Raw genomic sequence first — 26,760 nt, forward strand, 5'->3', positions numbered from 1 at the left:
ATGAATTGATTTTATTTCCATTGCAGCTTATTATACATAGATAACCTCAATAAAAACGATGAAGCTAAACGAAATCAGAGAAAGGTTTATAAAATTTTTTGTAAATAATGACCACGAGCAGGTTTCTTCTTCTCCTTTGACTCCAGAGCATGATCCAACGCTCATGTTCACAAATGCTGGCATGGTGCAGTTTAAAAATATTTTCACTGGTGCTCAAAAAACTGGAATGAAGCGTGCTGTCTCAAGTCAAAAATGCCTAAGAGCAGGCGGTAAACACAACGATCTTGAAAATGTTGGCTATACAACTCGGCATCACACATTTTTTGAAATGCTCGGAAATTTTAGCTTCGGTGATTACTTTAAGGAAACTGCGATAGAATTTGCGTGGAAATTTATCACTAAGGAGTTATCTCTTGATAAAAATAGACTATCGATAACCGTCTACCATACTGATGATGAGGCGTACGAGATTTGGCGTAAGATAAGTGGCTTTTCAAGTGATAAAATCATAAGAATTGCAACAGATGATAACTTTTGGAGTATGGGGAGCACTGGCCCATGCGGTCCATGTTCTGAAATTTTTTATGACCATGGGAGTCCTAATTTACAAGAGGGCGATAGAATTGTTGAAATCTGGAATCTGGTATTCATGGAGTTTAACAAAGATGAAGAAGGTAATTTACACAAATTGCCAAAAAAATGCATCGATACTGGAATGGGCCTTGAGAGAATAGCAGCTGTTATGCAAAACGTCCATGATAACTATGATATTGACCTATTTTCTGCTTTGGTAGATAAATCTCAAGAGTACTGTGGAAGAAAGGAAAATAAGGTAGCACATAAGATCATAGCAGATCATCTTCGCGCGGCTGCATTTCTCATCGCAGAAGGAGTGCTTCCTGGAAATGAAGGCAGGAATTATGTATTACGCAGATTAATTAGGAGAGCCGCACGTTATATTCACCTGCTTGGATATAATGATTCTCTACTCCATCGCATTTTTCCGGTGCTGATAGATAGCGCGAGTTCGGCTTATATGGGGGATATTTATCCTGAATTGATCAGAGCTAAAAGCTTAATAGAAACGACGTTAAAATCAGAGGAAGAAAACTTTAAAGATACTTTGATGAAAGGCATCAATCTCCTGGAGAAGTTCACTACAGATTTAAAACCAGGTGACACTTTGCCTGGAGAATCAGCGTTTAAGCTATATGACACCTATGGATTTCCTTTGGATATTACACTTGATGTTTTAAAAGAGAAAAAAATAAATTTTGACCAAAAAGGTTTTGATGGTGCAATGGAAGAACAAAAAGAGAGAGCACGTGCTAAATGGGCTGGATCTGGTGAAAAATCTGTTGAGCAAGTATGGTTTGATATAACCAATATGTTTGGTAAAACAGAGTTTGTTGGTTATGAGTTCAATGAAGCAGATGATGCGAAGATACTAGCTATAGTTTCTTCTAAAAATGAAATAATTGATTCTGCAAAAGAGGGAGAGAAGATAACCATTATACTTGATAAAACACCTTTTTATGGAGAGTCAGGTGGACAAGTGGGAGATATTGGAAATCTTATAAAGTCTGATGGAAGTATGGTAACAGTTGAAAATACCAACAAGATTAATGACTTATATTTGCACAGGTGCGTCGGCTCAATTTGTAAAGGTAACACAGTTACAGCTAGTATTGACAAAAAAAGAAGACAAGACTTAAGAAGAAATCATTCAGCTACACATCTTCTACACTTTGCACTCAGAAAAATCTTAGGTGATCATGTCACTCAAAAAGGTTCCCTAGTTGCACCAGATAGACTGAGATTCGACTTCAGCCATAACACTCAAGTCGCTCAGGATCAGCTGTTTTGGGTAGAGGATATGGTAAACTCTCTAATCAGAGAAAACCTTTCTACATCCACAAAAATTCAAGATATGGATCAGGCAATAGACGAAGGAGCTATGGCGTTATTCGGCGAAAAATATAGTGATCAAGTAAGAGTAGTAAATATTGGAGATTCGAAAGAGCTATGTGGCGGCACGCATGTAGAGTATACTGGAGAAATTGGTTTGTTTAAGATAGTAACAGAGAGTTCTGTTGCTTTTGGAGTAAGAAGAATTGAAGCTTTAACTGGTCAAGAAGCTATTAATTATGTGCGTGATAATGAAATTAGCTTAAAAAAAGTTGCAGAATTCATAAAAGCGCCAGCAAGTGAAATAATCAACCGATTAAATATTTTAAATCAAGAGCACAAAGAATCTGAAGCTAAAATAAAAAATTTATATAAAAAACTTATAAGCGCAGAGAGCATAAAAAGTACTGAAATAAATGGAATAAATTTTGTAAGTCATGCTTTTACCAATATTCCAGCGAATATAATAAGAGAGTTTATTTTACAGCAACAAAAACCAAAAACGGTAATAGCTTTCACGGCAACAGAAAAAGATAAAACAGTTTTGATTGTCAAGGTAAGTAAAGATTTAACGAATAAGATTAGCGCAAAAGAACTAATATCAATAGCAGTTGAAAAGAACTGTGGTGGGAATGCTGAACTTGCACAAACAGGCTGTGATAGCAATAAAATAGATGATGCCATTACAGTCATTTATAGCAAAATAACAGCTTCTAATACCAATCTCCACTAATAGATAGACAAATAGTAAAAACTACAAATAATTGAGGCTAGAAAGAATAAATATGTAGTTTATGGCAGGAAAAAGTAAAGCAATAGGAGAAGAACTATATAATCAATGCAAGTTAGAATTAAAAAAATATGGAATAAGAGGAGAGATAGGAAGAAGGTTACAAGCAATAATATCAGCAAAGGAGTATGGTATCTCAAAAGTTGCTAAAATATATAGAATTACGAGAACGACATTAATGAAATGGATTGCAAGATTTAAAGAAAAAGGTGTTATTGGGTTTGCAATACAGCCAGGGCGAGGACCTAAACCAAAACTGAACGAGGAGAAGAAGGAAAAAATAAGAGAGGTAATAGAAGAAGATGGGGCAAATCTGACTGCTAAAAAATTGCAAGGTATAGTTGAAGGAATGTTAGCTATCAAAGTAAGTGAGTCAACGGCGAGAAGGCTTATGAAGAAGCTAGGATTTACATATATCACACCTCGTCCAGCACATTATAAACAAGACAAAAACAAACAAGAGGAGTTCAAAAAAAATCTCAATGAAATTGTGGAAAAGAACCGGAAAAAGGAGGTTTTTTTTCGATGAATCGAGATTTGGAACGCACTCAAAAGTTGGACATGGATGGTTTAAAAAGGGCTCAAGAACACAAGTTAAAGTAAAAATCGGAAGAGAAAACTTCTATCTTTACAGCGCTGTAAATCCCAGGAATGGAGAGGATATTAGCCTACTTGCTCCACATGTAAACACAGATTGCATGAACATATTTTTGGAGCAGATGTCGAAAGATTTGGGGACTAGAGAAGCTTTTCTTATCATGGATTGCGCAAGTTGGCATAGGTCTAAACCCCAGTTGCGGATTAGAAGTCAGTGAAAAAGATAGGGAAATAGGGTAAACTCCGGAAACATATTATCAAAAAGTAGAGAGGTTACCCATGAATAAAAATGTAACAGAATTATTTTGCTTTGTAGACGATTTTTGCAAGGCTATAAACAAAAATTTCGCAGAAAAACTCCTGCCAAACAGTAAAAAACCTACCAGAACGCCAGAGATTACGCATTCTGAAATTCTTACTATAATTTTACTTTATCAACAATCTAGATGTGAGGACTTTAAATCTTTCTATACATATTATTTGAAAGCACTATATGGATCTGAGTTTCAAAATTTGCCAACATATAGTAGATTTATTAGGCTAAAACCGAGGGTTTTATGGTATTTAGCATTACTTTTGCAATGGCTATGTGAGCAGTCGAAAATGACAGGGATTTCGTACATAGATGCAACATCTATCGCTGTTTGCCATCCAAAAAGAATCTCAAGAAACAAAGTTTTCAAAGGATTGGCAAAGCTTGGAAAGACTACATATGGCTGGTTTTTTGGTTTTAAATTGCATATGGTAATTAATGAAAAAGGTGAAATTCAAGGAGTTACACTTACTAAAGGTAACGTTGACGACAGAAAACCAGTACCAAAATTAACTGAAAAACTGACTGGTCTTTTGTTTGGTGATAAGGGCTATATAAAGAAAGAGCTCTTTGCAAAACTCTTCGATAGAGGACTAAAACTCGTTACCAAAGTAAAAAAAGGTATGAAAAACACATTAATGCTACTTGAAGAAAAGATTTTTTTAAGAAAAAGGTCGATTATTGAAACAGTTTTTGGCTACCTAAAAGACAGACTTGAGCTTGAGCATTCAAGGCACAGGTCTCCAATAAATTTCTTGGTGCACGTCTTTTCCACATTAGTTTCATATTCCATGAAGCCTAAAAAGCCCTGTATTTCTAGATTTTACTATATTGATTAATCCGCAACTGGGGTGTCTAAAGGTTTAAAAACTCCTGAAAATATCACCATAATTTATTTGCCGCCGTACTCGCCTGAGCTCAATCCTGTGGAAAGATTTTGGCAACATTTAAAGGAAAATATAATAAAGAACAAGATGTATGACTCTATTAAATTACTTGAAAATGCTGTATCTGAATTTATTCGAGATATTACGGAAAGTTCGATCAAAACCATTTGCTCTGTGAATTATTTGTCTAGTTATTTATGAGGGTTGGTATAAGCACTCTACGTCATACCGCCGCGGTATCTCTTAGCCGTTAACACGTAGCGGGATCTGACCTTACCCAGAAAAAGTAGAGAGAAAGTTAAGACGTTTTTGGAGTAAAATAAAACGTTTTTTCAAAGAAGTGTAATATGGCAAAATACTGAAGCTTACCCTATTTTCCTCTTTTTAGCTGCACTTTTATCTATTTTTTAATCCATAACTGGGGTCTTTAGGAGAGTTTGCTAATGAAGGCTCTTAAGTTGACGCCATTGAGTGAACGGTTACAATTATTTATCACTAGTGCCTAAAGTGATCTCCTTTATCCTCTCATCTGCTAATATTTTTAATTTCTCCCCGTATCTATAATAATTTCGCTTTATAATGTATAATTCAGCAGCATCATCATCATCTAATTTAGGGTAATATTCGTAATCGCAATTTTCTTCAATGCTTATAGATGATGCTAAAAGTGGAAATAGAATTGATAGTAAAATAAGTAAAAAGCTTTTCATACCAATTATTTAAACTCAATTGTGTTATAAATGTATTAACAACGAAAAAAGAAAAACTAGATTTAACTTTTACTTGCGATTTATCTATTAATTAACCGTGAAAGGTTACGTGTAATGCTCCTTCACATAATTATCAATAATTGCCTTAAATTCTTCAGAGACATTATCACCTTGTAAAGTTTTGAAATATTTGCCGTCTTTGTAGACTGCTGAAACAGGTTTTTCTCCATATCCAGGCAAGCTGATTCCCAAATTTGCGTGTTTGCTTTCTCCAGGACCATTTACTATGCATCCCATAACAGCAATGTTCATATGCTCTACACCTGGATTTTTTTTCTTCCATATCGGTATATGAGTTTTTATATAGCCATTCACTTCTTCAGTTAATATACGAAAACGATCGCTGCTTGTGCGCCCACAACCAGGACATGAATTAACCTGGGGGTTAAAATGGCGCAAGCCTATAGACTGCAATATTTCCTGACACACCACCACTTCATTAGTACGCGATTCACCAGGACGTTGAGTCAAAGAAGCCCGTATGGTATCTCCAATGCCATTTTGCAATAAATAAGTAAGCCCTGCTGTGGTGTTTACTACACCTTTATTGCCCATACCAGCTTCAGTTAAACCCAAATGCAGCGCATAATTGGAAGATTTTGCAAGTGCCGTATAAACTAAAATTAAATCTTGCACTTTGCTAACTTTACATGAAATGATTATTTTGTTTGAATTTAGACCAATTTCTTCAGCTTTTTTTGCACTATCAAGAGCAGACATCACAAGTGCTTTGCGCAGTATAACGTCAGAAGGCCTTGAATTACTAAGCAAAGAGTTTTCATCCATCAGTTTTTGTAAAAGGTATTTATCAAGACTACCCCAGTTTACCCCAATTCTAACCGGAAGATCGTGCATTATTGCATACTCTATAACCCTTTCAAACTTCTCATCACGTTTGTCGCCAAAGCCTATATTGCCTGGATTGATTCTAATTTTACCCAGCATTTTGATGTTGTCTGGATAATCTTGAACTAATTTATCTAGCTCATATTGACCGCAGCCTACCAATATTTTACCGTCAAAGCCTTCTTTATTTATCTCTTCTACTATATAAGGTATTGCCCTTGCTACCTCCTCTGAGTTCAAGGCAATTCGCACCAATTCTGAACCTGTACGCGCTAGTTCCGTTATTTCTTTTGCATAATGTTTTGCGCTACTTTTTATATTATCAGAATCTATATGCACACCAAGCGCCATAGATTGTACAACTACAGGATTATTTCCACCTATCTTTACTTTTCCAACTTCTACAACATGAGTTTTGTGCCTGGAAATCGGCGATAATTCATATGCATCATCATTCAATATTAGGTCTTTATCTAGCATATTATTAATTGTGATACTATTTTACTGTGTCAGCTACACTGCCAAATGAACTTGAACCATTCAAACTATAAGCATCTACGTTATCCAAATTAGCAATAGAATCATGTGAGCACGTTCTTCTTGATGGAGTTTCTTTTATAGTAATATTTATAGGAGAAACTTTCTTTTCTCGTGTTGAAGTAATTTTTTTTCCTTCTTGTTCATGCTGCTCACTTTCATACTGAGAAACTGGCTCTTGATCTATAAATACAGCACCCCTTAAACGTGCGATATTAATACCATGCTGATTTATCATAGTGCTCTCTTCATCGTCGACTATGCATGCTTCCATGTCATTTGGCTCATTATCAAGACTAGCAATTTTTTTCTCTTTTAATTTTTTGATTAGATCTTCTTTATTTATAGCTCGATCTTGTAACTTTTTTTTCTTGAGGAGCTCCCTACGCTTCTCATACAGTTTATATGACTCAGCAAAATCCTCATCTGTATGAAAGTTTGCACCACCAGGATTACCATGAGGTATGTATCTCTTACTGAGCTTAGATTTAGCTTCAGCACTATGCACAGTAAAAAAGCTAGAAACCAAAAACATTAATATAAACAAAACTTTAGAAAAAACCCTAAGCATATGGTGCTATAGTAAATATCGTGTTTTAAAAGATAGCAATTAACAAACTTTAAGTAAACCAGAATCTTTACTAACTTTACAATACAAATATTTTTCTAAAAAGTGATATTTTGCTATCGAAAAACCTACATAAGCTAAGAGAAGAGTAAGGTGTTACAAGTTGCGTAACACCTCCTCAAGAAGAGTGTTATGCAGCTTAGTCTGGCATTTGCATATGCTTCTTTTCATTGCCATCGATAGCATCTACATTATTAAGTTTTGCGTCTGGCGTATCTTTAGACGAGTTCTTTTCTTTCTCCCTTTCACACTTAACTCCCTGATAGATACAGAATGCAACAAAAGAAGTTATCGCTATTGCAGCAACAGCACTGACTATGATACAAGTTGCCATTATTTTTTCTTGTTCTCCTACTGCCTCTGTAAGTGTTTCCACTTTTTCTTGCAGGCCATCTAAATACTCTTGTACCTTCTGAAACTTCTCAGCATCACCTGTTTGACTTGTTTGCAATTCTCTTAACAGATCAGATATTTTTTTGAACTGTGTAACATCACCTGTTTGACTTGTTTGCAATTCTCCTAACAGATCAGATATTTTTTTGAACTGCGTAGCATCACCTAGTTGACTTTCTTGCAATTCTCCTAACAGATCAGATATTTTTTTGAACTGCGTAGCATCACCTAGTTGACTTTCTTGCAATTCTGTTACACCTAACCAATTGCACAAAATTCCTTTTACCATTTTAACCCCCTAGTTAATTAATATATTATAATTTTACATTCTAAATGTTTAAATTATTATTAAATTAACTGTCATTATGTATTGACCTTTTAATAATTTTGTTTGACTTGCTTTTTGAAAGTGCAAAAACTTAAATTAAGGAAATACATGAATTATTGTATTCTCGTAACCATTCACACTTAATTCTGCAATTCTTTGATCTCACTCGTGGAGAGGCCAGTGAACTTAACAATAGTGTTATTATTAGCTAGCATTGCTTTTACGACTTCAATTTTTCCTTTCCGTACACCTTTCTCTTCAGTAAGATCAAGTTTGTATTCAAGAATGGCTTCTTCTTTCTGTAGATTCATCACTCTTTCTTCATAAGCTAGGAGATCTTTTTCACTCCAGTGAAACTTGTCTAATTTATCGTATGCTAGCTTTATTATTGGTGATTCCTCTGCAATTTTCTTTAGATCTTCATCTGTCGTTTCTTCTGCATGCTTAATTTGAATCTTTTTAATAGACCAATTACATTTTCTACAATCACTCTTTGACTTGCAAGCTCTTGATTTTCTTTCTTTTCCACCTTATTCAACTGCTTCTTTTTCATCTTCCTGTGCAACATTTTTATGTATCTTTTGCATTCCTCTGTAGCCAGAATCAGCTAAGACTTTCATGTTCGGGAGTATGTGTATTCTTGACTCCTTAAAAAGCCGAAAATCATCCATTTGAAAAAGACGTACAAATAATTTTTTTACTCTTCTTTTCCGTAACGATTTGCGTTTTTATCGTGTGTCTTTTTTTCTTTCCAGAATTCTGCTTTTTTTTGGCCTCTCAATAGGAGTTTCGGTTGCGTCAATCACCAAAACTTCATATTCCATATCACTTCTTAGGAGCTCTTTTCGTCCTGAAATCTGGATGTTTTACTAACGTGTCTTCCACCCACTTTACTGTCTTATATGCTCCACTTTCATAGCTTTGAAAATAGGTCCGATATTCGCGAAGATATTCCAACACCATTAGGAGCATATTTTCCTCACTTAGCTCTTCCTCCTCTAGCTTTCTTCTTATTTGCTTTCCTTAGAATTTCCACTATCTTATCAAACGTTGCTCTTTTTAGCCCTGTTAATCTGCGAAATTTCTCATCTTCTAACTCTTTTGCTGTTTCGTATTTCATCTATCTGCTTACCATAAATTACCATTCTACATCTTTTTTTGCTTTATACTCGTTTCGAAAGAGGTCTAATGTCAATACCTATCAATAGACTTCTTTCAAAATTCATGTAGGGAGCTCAAAATTGTGAATTGCAGCAATCAAATTAAACCTTAAACCAAAACGTTTTCGTCGGTTTCTATACCTGTACGAGATGATTTTAAACCTTTTCAATAAGCCAATTACGTTTTCAACAATTGCCCTTTGGCTCATAAGTGCTCTGTTCTCTTTTTTTTGTTCTTTGCTTAACGGATTCTTTTTCGTTTTTCTGTGCGGTAATACAACATTTTTGTGTATCTTCTGCATTCCCCTGTAGCCGGCATCAGCTAAGATTTTAGTTTGCGGCAATACTGCTACCTTTGATTCTCTAAACATCCGAAAATCGTGTTTTCTACCATTCGAGAAAGACGTGCATATGACTTTTTTACTCTTCTTCTCTGTTACTATTTGTGTTTTTATAGTATGCCTTTTTTTCTTTCCAGAGTAAAAGCGTTTTTGTTTTTTTTTGGCCTCTCTACTGGCGTTTCAGTTCCATCTATTACTAAAACTTCATATTCTACATCACTCTTTAATAGCTCTTTTTTTCCTGGTAATGCAAAATCTGGATGTTTTATTAATGTGTCTTCTACCCATCTTATCACTTTAAAACTGTTACTTTCACTCATGCCATAGCTTTGCCCAATATGAAAATATGTACGATATTCTCTTATATATTCCAGTGCCATAAGTAGCCTGTCTTCTATGCAAAGTTTACTTTTTCTTCCACTTCTAGCTTTTTTTCTTTTATCCTCCACTTCTAGAATTTCTACCATTCGCTCAAATGTTGCTTTTTTTACCCCTGTTAAACGTCGAAACTTTTCTCCTTCTAACTTTTCTATTTCCTTATATTTCATTCTTTCAAATACTTCATCTTACACTCCCTCTAACAATTTTGAAAGAAGTCTAATGTTTATAGAAACAGAGTTTTTGAATTTGTAATTTTTCAGAAAGCCCTATATTCTTTAGTTTTACATAGCAAACATGAAGTCAAAGCATTATCCTGATACAGTAAGTAGTCCTGATTTTTCGTCGTTAGAAAAAAAAATCATAAAATTTTGGCAGGAAAACAAAATTTTTGAGCGGTCAGTTGAGGAACGTTCGAAGGATAATTGTTTTGTCTTTTACGATGGGCCTCCGTTTGCAAATGGACTTCCCCATTATGGACATTTACTCACTGGTTTCATCAAAGACGCATTTGCAAGATATCAAACTATGCTTCAAAAAAGGGTTGAACGTAGATTTGGCTGGGATTGCCATGGATTGCCGGCTGAGATGGGTGCAGAAAAAGAACTTGGAATATCTGGTAGAACTGAAATAGAAAAATTTGGTATTGAAAAATTCAATAACCATTGCCGTACTTCTGTGATGAAATTTTCATCAGAGTGGGAGAAGTATGTAAATAGGCAAGCAAGGTGGGTAGACTTTCACAATGACTATAAGACTATGGATAAATCATTCATGGAGTCGGTCATGTGGGCATTTAAGCGGCTTTATGATAAGGGTCTAGTGTATGAATCAGTACGCGTTGTTCCCTATAGCTGGGCGTGCGAAACTCCATTGTCTAATTTTGAAACAAGGCTGGATAATGCGTATAGAGAAAAGACTAGCAAAGCTGTAACTGTTGCATTTGAGCTTTTAGAAAACCCACAGCAGTTTAAAAGTGTTAAACAAAAATGTAAGTTACTTGCTTGGACTACAACTCCTTGGACGTTGCCGAGCAATCTTGCATTGGCAGTAGGGGAAGGTATTGAGTATTGTGCAGTGTTAGTAAATGGTGAAGTCTGCATCTTTGCTGAAAGTTATTTAGAGAAATTTGTTAGCCACTGTGAACAAAGCAATATTCCATATGAAAACTGCAATATAAAACTTAAAGCGAATGATCTTGCAGGTCTTTCTTATAAACCGCTGTTTGATTACTTTAAGGATACAAAAAATGCGTTCCGCGTTTTTGTTGCTGATTACGTTACAGGAGAAGATGGTACTGGCGTTGTGCATACTGCTCCTGGATTTGGTGAAGAGGATTTTAATCTCTGCCAAAGCCACGATATTCCGGCTGTTTGTCCAATTGATAATAGTGGAAAATTTACTGCTGAAGTTTCAGATTTGGCAGGGATTCATGTTTTTGATACCAATGATACAGTAATAAAAAAATTGAAAGAACAAGGAAACTGGTTCAAAACTGAACAATATATTCACAATTATCCGCACTGCTGGAGAACTGACACTCCTTTGATCTACCGCACTATGCCTTCTTGGTATGTTGCCGTTACAAAATTCAAAAGCAGAATGGTAGAGCTAAATAAGAGAGTTAATTGGATACCAAACCACATTAGAGATGGTCAATTTGGAAAATGGCTTGAAGGGGCACACGACTGGTCAATTTCACGCAATCGATTCTGGGGTACTCCGATTCCTGTGTGGCAATCAGATGATACAAGATATCCAAGGGTGGATGTATATGGTTCGATAGAAGAACTAGAGCGAGATTTTAATGTTAAAGTAGATGATTTGCACAGACCATTTATCGATACTTTAACAAGACCAAATCCTGATGATCCAACAGGAAAATCAGTTATGCGTCGTGTGCCTGATGTGTTTGACTGTTGGTTTGAATCTGGTTCAATGCCATTTGCGCAAGTCCACTATCCGTTTGAAAATAAGGAGTGGTTTGAGTCTGCAGATTTTATCACTGAATACATAGCGCAAACCAGGGGGTGGTTTTATACGCTCTTTGTACTTTCCACTGCTTTGTTTGATAGGGAACCATTTAAGAACTGCATATGTCACGGTGTTGTTCTGGACATAAAGGGACAAAAATTATCCAAACGCTTGAATAATTATGCAGATCCAATGGAGGTTTTTGATAGATATGGTTCTGATGCACTGCGTTTTCTTATGCTTTCTGGATCTATTGTTTGTGGTGGTAATTTGCTACTCGATAAAGAAGGAAACTCAATACGAGATGTTCTGAAAAACGTAATAAAACCTATTTGGAACAGTTATCACTTTTTTACTATGTATGCAAATGCAGATGGAATTAAAGCTGAAGTTTGTAAGGATTATCAAAGTACTATTGATCGCTACATGATTTCCAAATGTTTTGAAGCTATAGAAGGTATCCAAGCTTCTATGAACAGCTATAACTCCCAAGAGGCTTGCAAAATTTTAATGAACTTTTTTGAAGTGCTAAATAATTGGTATATTCGTCGCAGTCGCGAGCGTTTTTGGAAAAGTGATTTGGATCAGGATAAAACTGATGCTTATAATGTTCTATATACGGTTTTTTATTACATACTAAGAGCTGCAGCTCCTTTGTTGCCACTTATAACAGAGAATATATGGCAAGGGCTTAAGTATGAAGAAACATCTGTTCATTTGGCTGATTTTCCACAATTAGAGAGATATGATAGTCAGCTCATTGCCAAGATGGATTTGGTGAGAGAGATATGCAACTCTGCACTTTCGATCAGAAATACTTTTAATATACGTATCAGGCAGCCACTTAGTAGTATGACCATTTATCATAAGTCTTCCTGCGGTTTTCTTGAAGGTGAGCCGTTTTCTGTCATCCAAGTAGCTGACACTGGGATCCAGTGTGCTGAAAACTCAAATGAATACCAAGAGATGATAAAAGATGAGGTGAATGTAAAAGAACTAGAAATAGTAGGTGAGTTGAAAGAGGTTGCATCACTAGAGTTAAAGCTAAACTTTCCTATGCTTGGGAAAAGAATTCCAGACAAAATTAAGAAGCTCGTTCAATATGTCAAAGAGGGGAAATGGTGGCAAGTTGAAAAAACTCACTCCGACGTCATCCAAACTGGGATCCAGATGCAGATTCCAGCGTCACGCGCTGGAATGACAGAAGGTTCCGCAAAAGGTTCAATATTTTTAGGAGATGAAACAGAGAATTATATTATAGAAAAAGGTGAGTATGAACTATTATTAAAAGCAAACAGTGAATTCTCCTCTGTATTTGATAACAACAAAGGGGTTGTTATCCTAAACACTACTTTAAATGATGAATTGATTCTAGAAGGGCTTGCAAGAGATGCCGTGAGGCTCATTCAAGAAACCAGAAAACAAGCTGATTTTCATGTATCAGATAGAATCAGAGTAATGATCAAAACAGAAGATGAGAAAATTAAGGAAGCAATAAATACGTGGAGTGAATATATAAAAGAGCAGACCCTTACCTTATCTTTGGACATTAATACAGAAATTGGAACTAACTTTTATTCTAAGGAATATCAGGATTTAAGTGTTGGTATTAAGTTAGATTGTCAGTAGTTGAAAATCGTCAGTGTTTGTGCTATACTTAAACTACTTTAGGTAAGGTTATGGTATGAATGCTGTTGTAGGTTGTGAGGAAGTTGTTAATTTGAGTAACAACAGTGATGATTTAGGTAAAGTAGAATCTATTTCCAATGTTACTTTGGAAGAGGAAGAAGAGTTTTTTGATGCTATGGAAGAACAAGAGTCGATTTCCAATGTAGAAGAAGGAAATAATTTAGATCCTGTTACTTCAGAAGAGGAAGAGTTTTTTGATGCGTTAGAAGAACAAGAGCCGTTAGCTAATTTTAACGTTCCACTCAGTATATTTCATTATAAAGATTATAATTCTGACTTTTTTACCTCTTGGTATAATATATCAAGCGAAATATTTAAGGAAATAAACAGAGCTTGCCCGGAGAAGAAAGTATTAAATTTAGCACTATCGGTTTTAATTTTTCCTTATATAGTTTTTACTGCGTTAGGATTAGCCGTATATAATAAATTAAAAACAAATGATAAGACACAAATTAGTTCAGAGGAGAATAAAACAAAAAAAAGCGAAGTAAGTGAAAGTACAGCAAAAAGATTGGCATACGGTGTTCTTGCTGCAGTAGCAATTCTTGTTAGTATGCCTATACTTCTACTCTTGCTTATTCCTGCAACACCTGCCTTAGCTACTTTTTATCTTTTAAACAGGAAGTTATCTCATTCTTTGGTTGCTGCTGTTAAAATAAGTAATGGATTATATCAGAATGAGCACCAAAATATTGAGGTATCTTTTCATGAAATAGATGCTGGTAAATCAGACATTAAGTGGGACATGGAGATTAAGTTTCCACCGCAATTTGAACAGTTGTTTAGAGATTTATATGAAGATGAAAATGGTAAGTGGTTTGATGTTACACGTGATTCAGAACATAATACCATACTGAAATTATCAGCTAATATCAATTTAAAAAACGGCCTTACGCCTTTACGTAATGAGATCAAGAATGTGCTTGCAACTTCTATTCAGGAGTTTGCAAAAACTATGGAAGAGCTGATGAAGCTAGAAAAGAAAGATATTACATATGATAAGCTGAAAGAATTATTAAATGAATTCAGGCTGAAGATAGTGGATAGTGTAGATCCTAAATTGACAACTCACTTAATAGAAAATGCTTATCAAGTTGCCTTTATACAAGCAATTAAATTTGCACAAGAAAGAAAAGGAGATTTTTCAGAAGATGTGCTAAGAGATATATTAGTGAAACAAGAGTTGGAGAGCCAAGGTAAGGAATTGCCAAGTGAAAAAGAAATGATAATAAAAGATCTAAAAAAAGCAGGGGCAAAAGTACCAGATGATTTGGACGATAGAGGGCTTCCTGTGTTTAAAGCAGTATGGGAACAGCTTATAAAAGAAAAAAAAATAGCTAAAAGGACGATAATTGATATGTATCCTAAAGAAACAGCAGAAGCTTTATGTAAAGCTAAAGAGACGATAAAAGAGTTAAAAGGAATGGGAGAAAAAAGGTATAGCAAGATACATGAAGAATTAAAAGAAGTATACGAAAATAGAAAGGATAGTAACCTGAAAGATGATGCCTTAAAAAGAAGGTTAGAAGACCTTTTTAAATTTGAATATAATGATCAAGAGGTTGAGCGCAGGCTAATAAAATCAGTAATGAAAAAAGCTCAAGGCGAGTTGAGTCGATTAGGTATACTGGAAAAGCAAGGCCTGGAGCGATTTAAACAACGTATGCATGCCATATGGAACCTTCTGTTTGATAAAGACAAAGAGCAGAGTCTAATGACACGACTTAAGGATTTAGAAAAAAATGAGAAAACTTCAGCTAAAATAAATGATTTTGTAGAAAAGATGTATTTAGAAGTAACAAAGTGTAAAATGCAAAATTTATTTAAAGGTCAAGCAAAGGGTATAGAGAATTCGTGTAAGCTATTAGAGGAAAAGGCGCCGGCTTTAGTAGAAAGGATTAATGCGCATCGAGTGGAAATTGCAAGATGCTTAGAGCAACCTGTATCGTTAAGAAAAGTAATAGAAGGAAATGAGGATTTAAATAAGTACTTAGAAGATGAGCGAAATAGCAAGGGAGAAGAGCATCCAAATACAAAGTTAATAGAGCAGCACTTAAAAAATAATCAAGAAATTCTGAAAGCATTAGAACAATTAGAGTTAAAAAAAGAAGGATTGTTGATAAATGAAGAAACAAAAAATAATTACAGAGAAGAACTAGAATCTCGTGAAAAAATAAAATTTGCAGTAATAGAGGATAAGTTGTTGGAGGAGATCAAGAAAGGAAATTTTGATGAAGCAGAGATCAAGAAATTATTCGAGAAAGCAGAATTTGAGTACTGTTTAGCAGAAAGATGCATCAAATATCCTGTAATTAAAACAAAAGATAATATCAAACATTTTAGTCAAAATTTATTGTCTCCTTTAATAGACAGACTGGTGGAAAATATAGTAAACAATGTACCAAAAAGCGATAAGAGTTCATGGTTGCAATCTAAGAAATCTTTGGGGATAGTGTGCGGGTATGTTAGGATGGGCTGGTCAGCCACGAAAAAGAATGAGAGCATAGAAGGAAAAGCATTGGATGCGGCACGTGATACTCATAAGGAAATAGAGACATTTCTTCAACATTTCGAATCAAGTTATGAAGAAGTAGGAGCCTTGATAGGTGATGTATTTTCTGATGATGGGAAAACATTTAAAAATGATGTATGGCCTAAAGTAGAAGAGCATTTGCATGGAATATGGGATAGATTTTTTAAGGATGTTGAATTCAAGGTAGGAAGTAGATTAGATGAGATAAGCTTGGCACAGCCAAAGCAGGAAACTATGATTGTGGCTCAATTATAAGTTCTCAAAGTTCCTCCGGTATTTTCACATACTAAATTAACTATAGCATTTGATTCTTTTTGGATCTCTTTTTCAGTTAAAGTGTGGATTGGAGAGCAGAAAGTAACTGACAATGCTATAGACATCTTATTCGGTTCTATATTGTTTCCATGGTATACGTCAAATACTAAAACTTCTGTGATGAGCTCTGAGCTTTTTTTTACCACATTGATTATGTTACCTACTTCCACATCCTTATTTACAATAAATGCGAAATCACGTTTTACACTTTGGTATTTATAATCGATAAATTTCTTTCTACTTGCAGGTAAATTTCCAATATTTTCTAATATCACCTCAAAACCTACAACTTTTTGCTTGATGTCAAAAAGATCTAATATATTAGGATGTAACTCTCCAAAATAACCTGCTACTTTATTCTTAAAAGAGAGAGTGCCTGACTTTCCTGGGTGGTAATGTTCTTTTTCTGCTCTCTCTATCGTTAAATTATCGCAATTGACGTTAAAAAACTCCAAAGCTGCTATGCAATCAGCCTTTGCGTCAAAAACATCTACTTTCCTATCAGTATTATAATGGTTTCGTGGTAGATTATTTCCTGTTCTTATTCCACTTAAAACATGTTTAGACTGAGCTTCACCATCATAAATCGGCCCAATTTCGAAGATTGCAAGATCAGGTACTCCATGGGCAATATTATCAGCAGTTACTTGCAACAAGTTTGGTATGATACTTGGTCTCATTATATTAAAGTTATTATTAAACGGATTATCGATGATAAATAACTTATTCGAGTAACCAAATTTTTCAGCTGTTGATTCACTCATAAATGACCAGGTTAGCACTTCATGAAACCCTCTGTTTGTCATCAAAATACGCAAATTGTCGTATGTACTATCTACTTCTTCAACATTATTTGGTAGTGGTTCTTCTTTTATTTTGTCATAGCCGTATATCCTTGTTACTTCTTCAATTAGGTCAGCAGGTATAGTCACGTCCGGTCTCCAGCTTGGTACTTGTACATTCCAATTGCCTTCGGTTTTTTTATCAATATTAAACCCTAGTTTCGTTAAGATATCAAGCACTTCATCAGGCGATACAGACACACTTCCAAACTTGTTCACATCCTGATAATCAAAGTTCACCTTGGTGTCAGCCTTATCTAAGCTGCCAGCAGACACTACGCTTGAGGTTTCTCCACCACATAAATCCAAAATCATTTTAGCTGCAAGATTGAGTCCCTCAAGAGTAAATCCAGGATCAACTGAACGTGCAAATCTGTAACTAGCGTCTGTGGAGATGCTGAGCTGTCTTGAAGATTTAGTGATAGAGATTGGATCGAGCAAAGCTAATTCCAAAAAAATATTGGTGGTTTCAAGAGTACATTCACTGCACTTTCCACCTATAATTCCAGCAACTCCATGAATATTTTTACTATCAGAATAAATGTTTATATTATTGTCCAGCAAATATTCCTTACCATTTAAAGCAAAGAAGCTTTCTCCATCATTTGCTTTTCTTATTGTAAGTTTGCCATCTACTTTGTTTGCATCAAATGCATGCATTGGACGATTAAAAGATATCATAATATAGTTAGTAATGTCAACTATTGTAGAAATGGAGCGCATTCCTATCGATTCCAATTTATCTTTTAGCCACTTTGGGCTTTCTTGATTTTTTACATTGGCGATATATATCCCACTAATAAAACTTTCTCCGTCAGTCACTTCAACACAAATTGGTGAACTTATAGAGCTGGTAAGTTGTGGAATGCTTAAAGTCTTTAATGTCCCAATTCCAGTTGCGGCAAGGTCGCGAGCTATTCCATAAATGCCTAAGCAATCTCCACGGTTTGGAGTAACATTTATATCAATTACAGGGTCACAATTGAAAAATTTATCCCCTACTTTATAATCATCAGAAAGCTCGATTATTCCTTGACTTTCTTCTTGAGTGAGTGCAAGTTCAGAAGCAGAGCAGAGCATCCCTTCACTTAGCACTCCTCGTATTTTTGTGGGCTTGATTGTAAAATCGCTTTCTGGCAATGTGCTACCAAGAGATGCAAGCACAGTTTTTATACCTTCTCTAACATTGGTTGCTCCGCAAACTATTTGTAGAATTTTACTCCCGTCATCTACTTTACATAATTTTAATTTATCAGCATTTGGATGCTGTATAACCTCTAATACTTCTGCAACAATAAAACCAGCTAGTTTGGTATTGTCGATCACATCTTCTACTTCTAACCCTATGTGAGTTAACTTATCGGTAATTTCTTCTAAACTAGCATTGGTTTCTAAGTGCTCTAATAACCAAGATAATGTGAATTTCATGAACCTTTAAAGAAACAAAAAAGTTATTGTAATGTAAAATGTAGTGCTTTTAAAGCTTGTTGTAGTGGAATACTTCTACATCATAAACAATGATGTAGAAGTTTTTGTAACTTTATATCTTCTTGTGAGGAGAATTTATCTTTTCCATATTACCTTTTAAATCTATCTCCATAGACGTATGGAGCTTAAGATTCATATTGTGGTTATCTTCATGGAAGTTATGAATGTAGCCATCTATAGTTAAGTTTCCTATCATATTATGACTTTCATCTAGTATTTCGCTTCCTATTTGATAATGGCCAGTATATTCGTCAAAGGAACAATCTGTCAATTTGATGTATCCGTTACCAAACTCCTGCTCTAAATTTAAAGGATGATTAGTGTTAATAAAATCTATTTCGTTCATAATAATACCTCACTAAAAATTAAATTATAATTAAAATGAGATGTTAAGTTAAATAATTTAATAAGATTGGTAAATTTTAAAACACAGCGCTGGCTATAATTGGCATTCTAATTACATATTTTGTTAATATGCTAATGCTATAATGATACAGAGCTTTATCTTAACTCTTGACTTTGTCCTATAAAATTCATATTTTATTTACTGTTTATAGTTCAGATTAAAATGGCATTAAATCCACTGGAACAGTTTAAGGTATATACAATAATAGAGTTACCTAGGTTATTTGGGTATGACGTAAGCTTTACCAATTCATCTCTTTTTATGATGATTTCGGTGATATTAATGGTACTGTTTTTGCTCCTTGGAATAAGAAAAGGTGCAGTAATACCAGGATATTTGCAAGCTGCAGTTGAGTATGTATATGACTTTGTTGTTTCAATAATAGAAAGTAACACTGGAAGCAAAGGCTTGCAGCACATTCCATTGATATTCACAGTATTTATTTTCATTTTATCGTGTAATTTAGTTGGTGTTCTTCCTTATAGTTTCACGGTCACAAGTCATGTGATAGTCACCTTCGCTTTATCGATGGTAGTTTTTACTTATATAACGATTGTTGGATTTAAGGAAAGGGGAGTAGAATTTTTACGCATATTGCTACCAAAAGGAACTCCTTCGTGGCTTGCACCTATAATAATTATTATTAAGTTGTTTGCTTATTTAGTAAGACCGATTAGCCTATCAATAAGGCTTGCAGCAAATATGATTGCTGGTCATACAATCATCAAAGTGATAGCAGGGTTTATTGTAAATATGAACATATTTCTCACTCCTGCGCCGTTTTTGTTCATGATTGCATTGATAGGATTTGAAGTATTTGTTGCAATTTTACAAGCTTATATATTTACTATATTAACATGTGTATATTTGTCAGATGCAGTAAAGTAATTGACTTCCTTGTAGAATATTTTACAATTATATTATAAAGAAATAATTAAAGGTAATATATGGATTTAGTAGCTTTAAAATTTATAGCAATTGGTTTAGCTGTGTTTGGAATGCTCGGTGCTGGTTTAGGTATAGCTAATATCTTCTCTGCTATGTTAAATGGGATTGCGAGAAACCCTGAATCAGAAGGTAAAATGAAAACTTATGTTTATATTGGTGCTGCCATGGTTGAAATAATGGGGTTGCTTGCGTTTTTACTTGCAGTATTGTTAATATTTGTTGCTTAACATATGCCACAGCTTGATATTTCAACCTTCTTTTCTCAAGTTTTTTGGTTTTTAATTTTTTTCTCTTCACTTTTTTTCGTAGTAAGTTGTTTGTTTTTACCAAAGTTAGATAAAATAATAAGCACTAGAAGTAAAGAAGTATTGGGTTCTTTTAATAGTTCTGTTCATCTTTTAAGACTCACGGAAGAGCAGATTGCCAAGTATAATGCCGCTTTAAACCAAGCTAGAATACAGGCAAAAAGGATCATAGATGATGCACTTGCTCAGGTAGAAGAAATGAGAGCTAATGTTAAGAATATATTAGAAGAGGAAGGCAAAAAAATGAGCAAGCTTATTGAAGAAAAAGCGGCAGAATTTAAATCTGAATATACTGATCAGTTAAAACAAATGGCTACTAGTATTGCTTTAATTTATTATATTAAATTGACCAATTCTGAGATTGAAGAGGAATTTATTGCTGACTTGGTGTCCAAAGAATTTTAGGGGTTTTTATGTCTACATCACTGATTATCGGTCTTGCCTTCTTGGTAGGCTTTGTTCTTTCGTATAAATTGCTGAAGAAAGTGATAAAAAATGTGCTTAATAATAAGCGTAACAAAAGCAAATTTTCAAGTGAAGAAACTGAAAAATTCAGGAAAGATATGTTGGAGTATTACAAAAAATCTTCTGAAAAATACAAAGAATTAGATGCAGAAGTTAATAAAATGATGAATGAAGCACTTGATAAGGCTAATAGTATCATTAAGCGCAATAGACAGCAGCTAGATCAGACATTAGATGACAATGCCCATTCTAACTTGAAGAAAGTCACTGACCAAGTTGAAAAAGCTCTTGGAGATTTACAAGCTAACACAGCGAATATAGCTGCTGATGCTGTAAAAAAAATAATGCATGAACGTAAAGATGATAAGCGTAGTAGTGAGGTCATATCTTCATTTTCACGTGACTTAAATAAAAAATTGCATTAGGTTTAATGCCTATACTTCAAGCTGATAATGTAGAAAAAATTAAGTTTGATTCTAGTTTGTGCAAAGAGCAAGAGAAACTTTTTTACTATAAATTTAATATAATTCCTTGGCAAAAATTAAATGATACTACTTTTTTTATGGTTGAAGACACAAGCCAAGATGTCAACCGTTGGGTCGAAGCTCATTACGGTATTGACTATGTATTAATAAAAGTTGATAGCGAACAGATTTTAAATCTTCTTAACTCGCACTTTGGTATTTCAGAATTTGCAAGCAACTACTTATATTACAAAAATCCTAATTTTTCAGCTAAAAGCATTAAACTAAGCTCAATATTTTTTGTTTCTTTCTTTATTGTAACTTCAATTTTAACACTCACAGAGAAATATACATATTTTGCTTTGATGTTGATATTTATAATCGGATGTTCTAGTTATTTATTCAAGTTTATAGCTACAGTTTTTAGCTTATGTGAAATCTCTAATCAAAAAGTGGATTATAGTAAGTTGAATGAACCTATATATACTATTTTATTGCCTGCTTTTAAAGAAAGTGCAGTGATAGAGCAATTGATCGAAAGCATTGAAAGTTTGGACTATCCAAAATCAAAATTAGATGTGAAGCTTCAGGTAGAAAGTGATGACCAGGAAACGCTAGCAGCTATAGAAAAGTATACTTTACCACAGTATTTTGAAGTAATAAAAGTGCCTCATTCTTTGCCTAGAACAAAAGCCAAGTCATGCAATTATGCTATGAGCTTTGCCAGAGGAAAGTATGTGGTAATATATGATGCGGACGATAAACCAGACCCATTGCAGTTAAAAAAAGCACTGATTGAATTTAATAAGGGCGACGATAAGCTTGCCTGTGTACAGGCGAAATTAAATTACTATAATTGTGATTATAATTTTCTCACAAAATCCTTTTCTCTGGAGTATATGAACTGGTTTCAATACTTATTGCCTGGATTCCAAAAAATGAACATGCCAATGCCTTTGGGTGGTAGCAGTAATCATTTTTCAGTAAAAATTCTAAAAAAAGTGTTTTTCTGGGATGCTTATAGTGTTACCGAAGATGCTGACCTCGGTTTGAGACTTGCGCAAATGGGATATAAAATTAGGATGATTGACTCAGAAACATTGGAAGAGTCACCAATTACTGTATTTGCTTGGATTAAGCAAAGAGCGCGCTGGATCAAAGGCTATATGCAAACTTATATTGTTCATTTAAAAAATATAAAGTCACTTTATAAACACACTGGATTTAAGGGAATTTTGCTATTGAATCTTTTTGTTGGCTCTGCAGCTTTTATATTTTTTACTACTCCATTTTTACTGCTTTCATTGATATTAACTAAAGTTTTAAATGAATTATTTTTGTACTATTTTATAGTGGTATACGTTACTAACCTGATTCTTTTGGTAATGGCTGTCAAACAGCAAAAGATGCCTTTTTATTTTTATATAGTATCGATATTTTTTCCGGTCTATAGTTTGCTACATAGTGTTGCAGCTTTTCTTGCCTTGTGGGAATTTATTCTTTACCCTGAGCGATGGAACAAAACTAAACATGGTTTATGGAAGCAAAACCTGTAGCTATTTGGCTTTTTCTCTGCTGTATTACGGTAATTCTCATGGTGGGGATTGGTGGATTTACCAGACTTACAAGAGCGGGATTGTCAATCACGGAGTGGAAACCTATTACTGGGACATTACCACCACTGAATGAGCAAGACTGGCTACAAGAAAAATTAAAATATGAAGCTACACCTGAGTATAAAGCATTCAACTATGGTATGAGTATGGAGGAATTTCAGGCTATATACTTAATAGAATATGTACACAGATTGGTTGCAAGACTAACAGGTTTAGTTTTTATCCTGCCATTTGTGTATTTTATGCTAAGAAGGAAAATATCTAAAAAGGTAGCAATAAGGCTATTTATAGCATTGTTATTTGGAGCTTTACAAGCTTTTGCTGGTTGGTATATGGTTAAAAGTGGTTTAGTAACTGAACCTCATGTTAGCCACTATAGGCTTGCACTTCACTTATTATTAGCATTAATTGTCTTTGCATTATTGTCATATCAATTTTTTGATTACCAAATCAGGCCAAAGCAAACTAAACTTAAGATTAGTAGTGACACTATATACTACACAGGGATGATTTTGGCCCTAATTGTAATACAAATAATTTTCGGTGCGTTTGTTGCAGGATTAAATGCTGGTTTGATTTACAATACCTTTCCACTAATGGACGGACAAATCGTTCCAGAAGATTTATTTTTCTTACAGCCTACATGGCTGAATATCTTTGAGAACAGAGCGACAGTGCAATTTATACATCGAGCACTGGCATTGCTAATATTAGTTCTGACAGCAATACTCACAATAAAAAATGCCAGTTTAAAACCGGTATATATTATGCTGCTCTCCGTTATCATTCAGATCATTTTAGGTGTAATTACTCTATTATTGCACATACCGATAGCCATTGCCATAGCTCATCAAGTGTTTTCATTTATCTTGTTTGGGTCAAGTTTATACTTCTTGTGTTATTTAAGAAAGCAGACTACATCACCAATCTGCACATTTTTTCCTTCTTGAACGGGAATATTTTTTATCACCATTGCTGCTTCAGCACATATAATATTTTCCATTTTCATCGCTTCCACAACAAATAAAGGTTGTCCTATTTCTACCTGATCTCCTACATTTACATGTAATTTAACTAATAAGCCAGATATTGGGGATTTTACAGCATCTACTGAAATCTCTTCTGTTTCATTATTTAGCATTAACCTACTTAATTCAGCTACATGAGGCTTAAATATACAACATTCAGCTTTCATGCCTGCATGTCTTATGAAGTATTTGCTGCCTTGTTTTTCTATTTTAAGTGCTATATTGGTATCGTCATTAATTGTGATATATAGCAATCTATAACTTGATTTCCACTTGCCTACTACAGAGTATGTATTGTGGTTATATACTGTTGTTAATATATTATCTTGGTACTTTGCGTCTACAGAGTACTTATTGTCATTTATTACAACTACAAGCGTTTCATTCACTACTTTATGATGGTACCTTTCTTCATTTTCCAAATGAACATATAACGCAGTGAAAATAAATATTTTAATATACTCCTCTGTAATAAAATCGCCGTGAAACCCACTAGGGTAATGATCTGGAATGAATCTCGTATGGAGCTTTGCTGCGATAAAATTTGGGTGATGGAAGATGGATTCTAGAAATTCTATATTATTTGTTACTCCTTCTATATAGCATTCAGACAATGCTTTTTGCATTTTGCTGATCGCTTCTACTCTATCTTTTCCATATGTTATAACTTTTGCAATCATTGAGTCATAGAACGTGCTAATTTCTGAACCGCTAGCTACTCCATCATCTATTCTTACATCACCTGGTTTATCGTAATATTTTATTCTTCCGCTGGAAGGGAAAAATTTCTTTGATGGGTCTTCAGCACAAATTCTACTTTCTATTGCAGAGCCAGTAAGTTTAATATCATCCTGATTGAATCTCAATTTTTCTCCACAGGAAGTTCTAATCATTTCTTCTACTATGTCTATTCCTGTTACGAATTCTGTTACTGGATGCTCAACTTGTAATCTAGTATTTACCTCAAGAAAATAGAAGTTTTGGTCTTTATCAACAACAAACTCAACAGTGCCTGCTGAAAAATAGCCAACTTGTTTTGCAAGGGAGACACATTGAGCATACATTTTTTGTCTTACTTTTTCACTAATAAATGGACTTGGCGTTTCTTCCATTATTTTCTGATTATTCCTTTGTATTGAGCATTCTCTTTCTCCAAGACACACTATATTGCCATATTTATCTGCTATGATTTGTATTTCAATATGTCTTGGTAACTCTATATATTTCTCTATAAAAATACTGCCATCCTTAAAACTTTTCTCTGCTTCATTTGTGGCTGATGTAAATGCTAGTTCAATTTCTTTTTTGGAATTTACAATTCGCATTCCTTTGCCACCACCGCCTGATGCAGCTTTAAGCATAACAGGAAAGCCAATTTCTTCAGCAACTTGAGCTGCGTGGGCAGCATCGCTGATCTTACCCATATATCCTGGCACTACATTCACTCCAGCTTTTCTTGCCACTTCTTTTGCTGTTATTTTGTTGGCTGTAACTTCTATTGTTTCTGCACTTGGCCCGATGAAGTCTATATTGTGTTTTTGCAGAGCACGTGGAAAATCTGGATTCTCTGCTAAAAAACCATAGCCAGGATGAACCGCCTCAGCACCTGTTTCAACTGCTACTTCACATATTTTTTCAATGTTTAAATAACTGAGGCAAGATGGCGAAGGGCCGATATATCTTGACTCATCTGCTTGTCTTACATGCACAGAATTTACATCTGCATCCGAATATACGCATACACAAGATATACCCATCCTACGAGCAGTTCTGATAATCCTGCAAGCAATTTCCCCTCTGTTTGCTATTAAAATCTTACTGTACTTCTTTTCCGTCATCGTATGAGTATACTTTCTTAAGTTAAGAAAGTAAATTTCTATATCACTGCCTGCAACTTTTTGTTATATATCAGACAGTCACCCTTGCAAGATCCGTACCACTAAAAGTTTCCTCTAGAGTACTTACGTCATGTAGGTCATGTATCTCACTAAATACTTTGCCTGACAGATACGCAGCCCCACCAGAAACTATCCCAGCCATCGTAGCCAGTGCAAGAGACTGAGAAACTAAAAATAAAAAGTATAAAGACAAACATAAAGCAGCAATACACGCTATAGCTCCTACTATATATAAGCACAGGCGAAACTTCTGGTTACATATGAAGCTGTCTTGTATACCTGCAGTTTCTCTTATCTTCTTCTTAACTGTTTTACTAACCCAATCAAGAGGAGTCTTTTTAGATTTATCTAACGCACATCTATTGCACAATGCCTCTTGAATATAACTTTTGTAATTCTCCAATTTTTCCGAATCACACCCTGGATTAGTTTTGTCAGACTCCAAATACTTGAATATTCCTTTTACTACATCCAACAATATCCCCATTCTTGCCGCTATATGAAATGGGTTTTCATGATCTTCATTGTACTCTAACAAATGAACATCACTTCCAATACTTTGTGTGAAAATGGATAAAAAAGCATCAATATTCCTTGCCTTTGCAGCCACATGCAGATAATTGTCTTCCTCTTTATCTGATTTTTCAATCAGTGAATTTCTAGCTTCTTGCGATAACGAGTCCCATAATCCCCGATGTTCAACTGCAAGATATAATAAAGTTTTATCGTTATTACCAATTAAAGTGATTAAATCTACATCACCTTGTTGATTAACTTTCTCCTTTAGTGACTCTACAATCAAAGAATCAGGATTGAAACTTTTATAATGTTCCTTCATTAATACTATTTTTTCCAGTATCTCTTTAGCTACAGAGTTAGCTATTGAACGAGCTATATTTTTACCCATAATTAC

The 26,760-nt window shown here is 34.5% G+C and carries 22 protein-coding genes and 2 pseudogenes; 13 read left to right on the top strand and 11 right to left on the bottom strand.

All coding sequences use genetic code 11. From position 1 onward, the window contains the following. Positions 1 to 58: 58 nt before the first annotated feature. From alaS to NBW37_RS01040, 5 genes are all read left to right on the top strand, one after another. Positions 59 to 2,641, top strand: a complete 2,583-nt coding sequence (alaS, locus tag NBW37_RS01020) for an alanine--tRNA ligase (RefSeq protein WP_250296575.1) — start codon at positions 59 to 61, stop codon at positions 2,639 to 2,641. 61 nt (positions 2,642 to 2,702) lie between these two features. Next, a complete protein-coding gene (locus tag NBW37_RS01025) occupies positions 2,703 to 3,227 on the top strand; it encodes a helix-turn-helix domain-containing protein (protein WP_250295815.1) in 525 nt (174 codons plus the stop codon). After that, entirely contained in the window at positions 3,181 to 3,513 is a 333-nt protein-coding gene (locus NBW37_RS01030) for a transposase (protein WP_250296576.1), read from the top strand. Before NBW37_RS01025 ends, NBW37_RS01030 begins: the two co-directional genes overlap by 47 nt. Before the next feature lie 61 nt (positions 3,514 to 3,574). Then, on the top strand, positions 3,575 to 4,447 hold the full coding sequence (locus tag NBW37_RS01035; protein ID WP_250295817.1) for an IS982 family transposase: 873 nt from the start codon (positions 3,575 to 3,577) through the stop codon (positions 4,445 to 4,447). A 12-nt stretch (positions 4,448 to 4,459) separates the two neighbouring features. Beyond that, positions 4,460 to 4,696: a transposase gene (locus tag NBW37_RS01040; RefSeq protein WP_250296577.1), complete on the top strand. Its 237-nt coding sequence runs from the start codon at positions 4,460 to 4,462 to the stop codon at positions 4,694 to 4,696. 284 nt (positions 4,697 to 4,980) lie between these two features. On the opposite strand, the gene NBW37_RS01045 is transcribed toward NBW37_RS01040, so the two are convergent. The 7 genes and pseudogenes from NBW37_RS01045 to NBW37_RS01075 all read right to left on the bottom strand — a co-directional run bounded on the left by NBW37_RS01045 (position 4,981) and on the right by NBW37_RS01075 (position 10,046). Beyond that, positions 4,981 to 5,205: a hypothetical protein gene (locus NBW37_RS01045; protein ID WP_250296578.1), complete on the bottom strand. Its 225-nt coding sequence runs from the start codon at positions 5,203 to 5,205 to the stop codon at positions 4,981 to 4,983. Between the two features lie 105 nt (positions 5,206 to 5,310). Continuing rightward, positions 5,311 to 6,591, bottom strand: coding sequence for a flavodoxin-dependent (E)-4-hydroxy-3-methylbut-2-enyl-diphosphate synthase (gene ispG / locus NBW37_RS01050; RefSeq protein WP_250296579.1), 1,281 nt, complete (start codon positions 6,589 to 6,591; stop codon positions 5,311 to 5,313). A gap of 16 nt (positions 6,592 to 6,607) precedes the next feature. Beyond that, positions 6,608 to 7,219, bottom strand: a complete 612-nt coding sequence (locus tag NBW37_RS01055) for a TRP75-related protein (protein ID WP_250296580.1) — start codon at positions 7,217 to 7,219, stop codon at positions 6,608 to 6,610. A gap of 196 nt (positions 7,220 to 7,415) precedes the next feature. Further along, on the bottom strand, positions 7,416 to 7,958 hold the full coding sequence (locus NBW37_RS01060; protein WP_250296581.1) for a hypothetical protein: 543 nt from the start codon (positions 7,956 to 7,958) through the stop codon (positions 7,416 to 7,418). 179 nt (positions 7,959 to 8,137) lie between these two features. Next, positions 8,138 to 8,443: pseudogene (locus NBW37_RS07705) on the bottom strand (nuclease/transposase family protein); the annotation flags it as partial. Further along, a pseudogene (locus tag NBW37_RS01070) lies at positions 8,410 to 9,117 on the bottom strand (transposase family protein). The pseudogenes NBW37_RS07705 and NBW37_RS01070, both read right to left, overlap by 34 nt. Before the next feature lie 102 nt (positions 9,118 to 9,219). After that, a protein-coding gene (locus tag NBW37_RS01075; protein ID WP_250295852.1) for an IS5 family transposase occupies positions 9,220 to 10,046 on the bottom strand; the annotation gives its coding sequence in 2 pieces (ribosomal slippage) (positions 9,220 to 9,659 and positions 9,659 to 10,046; 828 coding nt in all). A gap of 127 nt (positions 10,047 to 10,173) precedes the next feature. Here NBW37_RS01075 and ileS point away from each other — a divergent pair. After that, a complete protein-coding gene (gene ileS / locus NBW37_RS01080; RefSeq protein WP_250296583.1) occupies positions 10,174 to 13,479 on the top strand; it encodes an isoleucine--tRNA ligase in 3,306 nt (1,101 codons plus the stop codon). A 55-nt stretch (positions 13,480 to 13,534) separates the two neighbouring features. Then, complete coding sequence (locus tag NBW37_RS01085) at positions 13,535 to 16,327, top strand: hypothetical protein (RefSeq protein WP_250296584.1); 2,793 nt, start codon at positions 13,535 to 13,537, stop codon at positions 16,325 to 16,327. Here NBW37_RS01085 and pheT read toward each other — a convergent pair. Continuing rightward, positions 16,318 to 18,657, bottom strand: a complete 2,340-nt coding sequence (pheT, locus tag NBW37_RS01090) for a phenylalanine--tRNA ligase subunit beta (protein ID WP_250296585.1) — start codon at positions 18,655 to 18,657, stop codon at positions 16,318 to 16,320. The two genes, NBW37_RS01085 and pheT, sit on opposite strands and share 10 nt — an antisense overlap. A gap of 112 nt (positions 18,658 to 18,769) precedes the next feature. Beyond that, entirely contained in the window at positions 18,770 to 19,063 is a 294-nt protein-coding gene (locus NBW37_RS01095) for a hypothetical protein (protein WP_250296586.1), read from the bottom strand. 222 nt (positions 19,064 to 19,285) lie between these two features. Here NBW37_RS01095 and NBW37_RS01100 point away from each other — a divergent pair, with 222 nt between their 5' ends. The 6 genes from NBW37_RS01100 to NBW37_RS01125 are packed head-to-tail and all read left to right on the top strand — an operon-like array spanning position 19,286 to position 23,871. After that, positions 19,286 to 20,011 (top strand): F0F1 ATP synthase subunit A, encoded by a 726-nt coding sequence (locus NBW37_RS01100; protein WP_250296587.1) that lies wholly within the window; start codon positions 19,286 to 19,288, stop codon positions 20,009 to 20,011. 59 nt (positions 20,012 to 20,070) lie between these two features. After that, positions 20,071 to 20,298 carry a F0F1 ATP synthase subunit C gene (locus NBW37_RS01105; RefSeq protein ID WP_214249595.1) on the top strand — a complete coding sequence of 76 codons (228 nt, stop codon included), beginning with the start codon at positions 20,071 to 20,073 and terminating at the stop codon, positions 20,296 to 20,298. 3 nt (positions 20,299 to 20,301) lie between these two features. After that, positions 20,302 to 20,781: a F0F1 ATP synthase subunit B family protein gene (locus NBW37_RS01110; protein ID WP_250296588.1), complete on the top strand. Its 480-nt coding sequence runs from the start codon at positions 20,302 to 20,304 to the stop codon at positions 20,779 to 20,781. 8 nt (positions 20,782 to 20,789) lie between these two features. Continuing rightward, positions 20,790 to 21,266 (top strand): ATP synthase F0 subunit B, encoded by a 477-nt coding sequence (locus NBW37_RS01115; RefSeq protein ID WP_250296589.1) that lies wholly within the window; start codon positions 20,790 to 20,792, stop codon positions 21,264 to 21,266. A 5-nt stretch (positions 21,267 to 21,271) separates the two neighbouring features. After that, the gene (locus NBW37_RS01120) at positions 21,272 to 22,861 is read left to right on the top strand and encodes a glycosyltransferase family 2 protein (protein ID WP_250296590.1); all 1,590 of its coding nucleotides are present in this window, start codon (positions 21,272 to 21,274) and stop codon (positions 22,859 to 22,861) included. Next, positions 22,843 to 23,871 carry a COX15/CtaA family protein gene (locus NBW37_RS01125; protein WP_250296591.1) on the top strand — a complete coding sequence of 343 codons (1,029 nt, stop codon included), beginning with the start codon at positions 22,843 to 22,845 and terminating at the stop codon, positions 23,869 to 23,871. Before NBW37_RS01120 ends, NBW37_RS01125 begins: the two co-directional genes overlap by 19 nt. Here NBW37_RS01125 and NBW37_RS01130 read toward each other — a convergent pair. Continuing rightward, positions 23,820 to 25,787, bottom strand: a complete 1,968-nt coding sequence (locus tag NBW37_RS01130) for an acetyl-CoA carboxylase biotin carboxylase subunit (RefSeq protein WP_250296592.1) — start codon at positions 25,785 to 25,787, stop codon at positions 23,820 to 23,822. The genes NBW37_RS01125 and NBW37_RS01130 overlap by 52 nt on opposite strands. Before the next feature lie 70 nt (positions 25,788 to 25,857). Further along, positions 25,858 to 26,754, bottom strand: a complete 897-nt coding sequence (locus tag NBW37_RS01135) for a hypothetical protein (protein ID WP_250296593.1) — start codon at positions 26,752 to 26,754, stop codon at positions 25,858 to 25,860. Positions 26,755 to 26,760 lie beyond the last annotated feature (6 nt).

This window comes from Wolbachia endosymbiont of Oedothorax gibbosus (genome assembly GCF_936270145.1).
GTDB lineage: Bacteria > Pseudomonadota > Alphaproteobacteria > Rickettsiales > Anaplasmataceae > Wolbachia.

Bases quoted from the DNA above. Each gene is read 5' to 3' on its own strand.
- NBW37_RS01125 (WP_250296591.1), top strand. From the start codon at position 22,843: ATGGAAGCAAAACCTGTAGCTATTTGGCTTTTTCTCTGCTGTATTACG.
- NBW37_RS01100 (WP_250296587.1), top strand. From the start codon at position 19,286: ATGGCATTAAATCCACTGGAACAGTTTAAGGTATATACAATAATAGAG.
- ileS (WP_250296583.1), top strand. From the start codon at position 10,174: ATGAAGTCAAAGCATTATCCTGATACAGTAAGTAGTCCTGATTTTTCG.
- NBW37_RS01130 (WP_250296592.1), bottom strand. From the start codon at position 25,787: ATGACGGAAAAGAAGTACAGTAAGATTTTAATAGCAAACAGAGGGGAA.
- NBW37_RS01035 (WP_250295817.1), top strand. From the start codon at position 3,575: ATGAATAAAAATGTAACAGAATTATTTTGCTTTGTAGACGATTTTTGC.
- NBW37_RS01060 (WP_250296581.1), bottom strand. From the start codon at position 7,958: ATGGTAAAAGGAATTTTGTGCAATTGGTTAGGTGTAACAGAATTGCAA.
- ispG (WP_250296579.1), bottom strand. From the start codon at position 6,591: ATGCTAGATAAAGACCTAATATTGAATGATGATGCATATGAATTATCG.
- NBW37_RS01045 (WP_250296578.1), bottom strand. From the start codon at position 5,205: ATGAAAAGCTTTTTACTTATTTTACTATCAATTCTATTTCCACTTTTA.
- NBW37_RS01030 (WP_250296576.1), top strand. From the start codon at position 3,181: ATGAAATTGTGGAAAAGAACCGGAAAAAGGAGGTTTTTTTTCGATGAA.
- NBW37_RS01095 (WP_250296586.1), bottom strand. From the start codon at position 19,063: ATGAACGAAATAGATTTTATTAACACTAATCATCCTTTAAATTTAGAG.
- pheT (WP_250296585.1), bottom strand. From the start codon at position 18,657: ATGAAATTCACATTATCTTGGTTATTAGAGCACTTAGAAACCAATGCT.
- NBW37_RS01115 (WP_250296589.1), top strand. From the start codon at position 20,790: ATGTCTACATCACTGATTATCGGTCTTGCCTTCTTGGTAGGCTTTGTT.
- NBW37_RS01110 (WP_250296588.1), top strand. From the start codon at position 20,302: ATGCCACAGCTTGATATTTCAACCTTCTTTTCTCAAGTTTTTTGGTTT.
- NBW37_RS01025 (WP_250295815.1), top strand. From the start codon at position 2,703: ATGGCAGGAAAAAGTAAAGCAATAGGAGAAGAACTATATAATCAATGC.
- NBW37_RS01105 (WP_214249595.1), top strand. From the start codon at position 20,071: ATGGATTTAGTAGCTTTAAAATTTATAGCAATTGGTTTAGCTGTGTTT.
- NBW37_RS01135 (WP_250296593.1), bottom strand. From the start codon at position 26,754: ATGGGTAAAAATATAGCTCGTTCAATAGCTAACTCTGTAGCTAAAGAG.
- alaS (WP_250296575.1), top strand. From the start codon at position 59: ATGAAGCTAAACGAAATCAGAGAAAGGTTTATAAAATTTTTTGTAAAT.
- NBW37_RS01120 (WP_250296590.1), top strand. From the start codon at position 21,272: ATGCCTATACTTCAAGCTGATAATGTAGAAAAAATTAAGTTTGATTCT.
- NBW37_RS01055 (WP_250296580.1), bottom strand. From the start codon at position 7,219: ATGCTTAGGGTTTTTTCTAAAGTTTTGTTTATATTAATGTTTTTGGTT.
- NBW37_RS01085 (WP_250296584.1), top strand. From the start codon at position 13,535: ATGAATGCTGTTGTAGGTTGTGAGGAAGTTGTTAATTTGAGTAACAAC.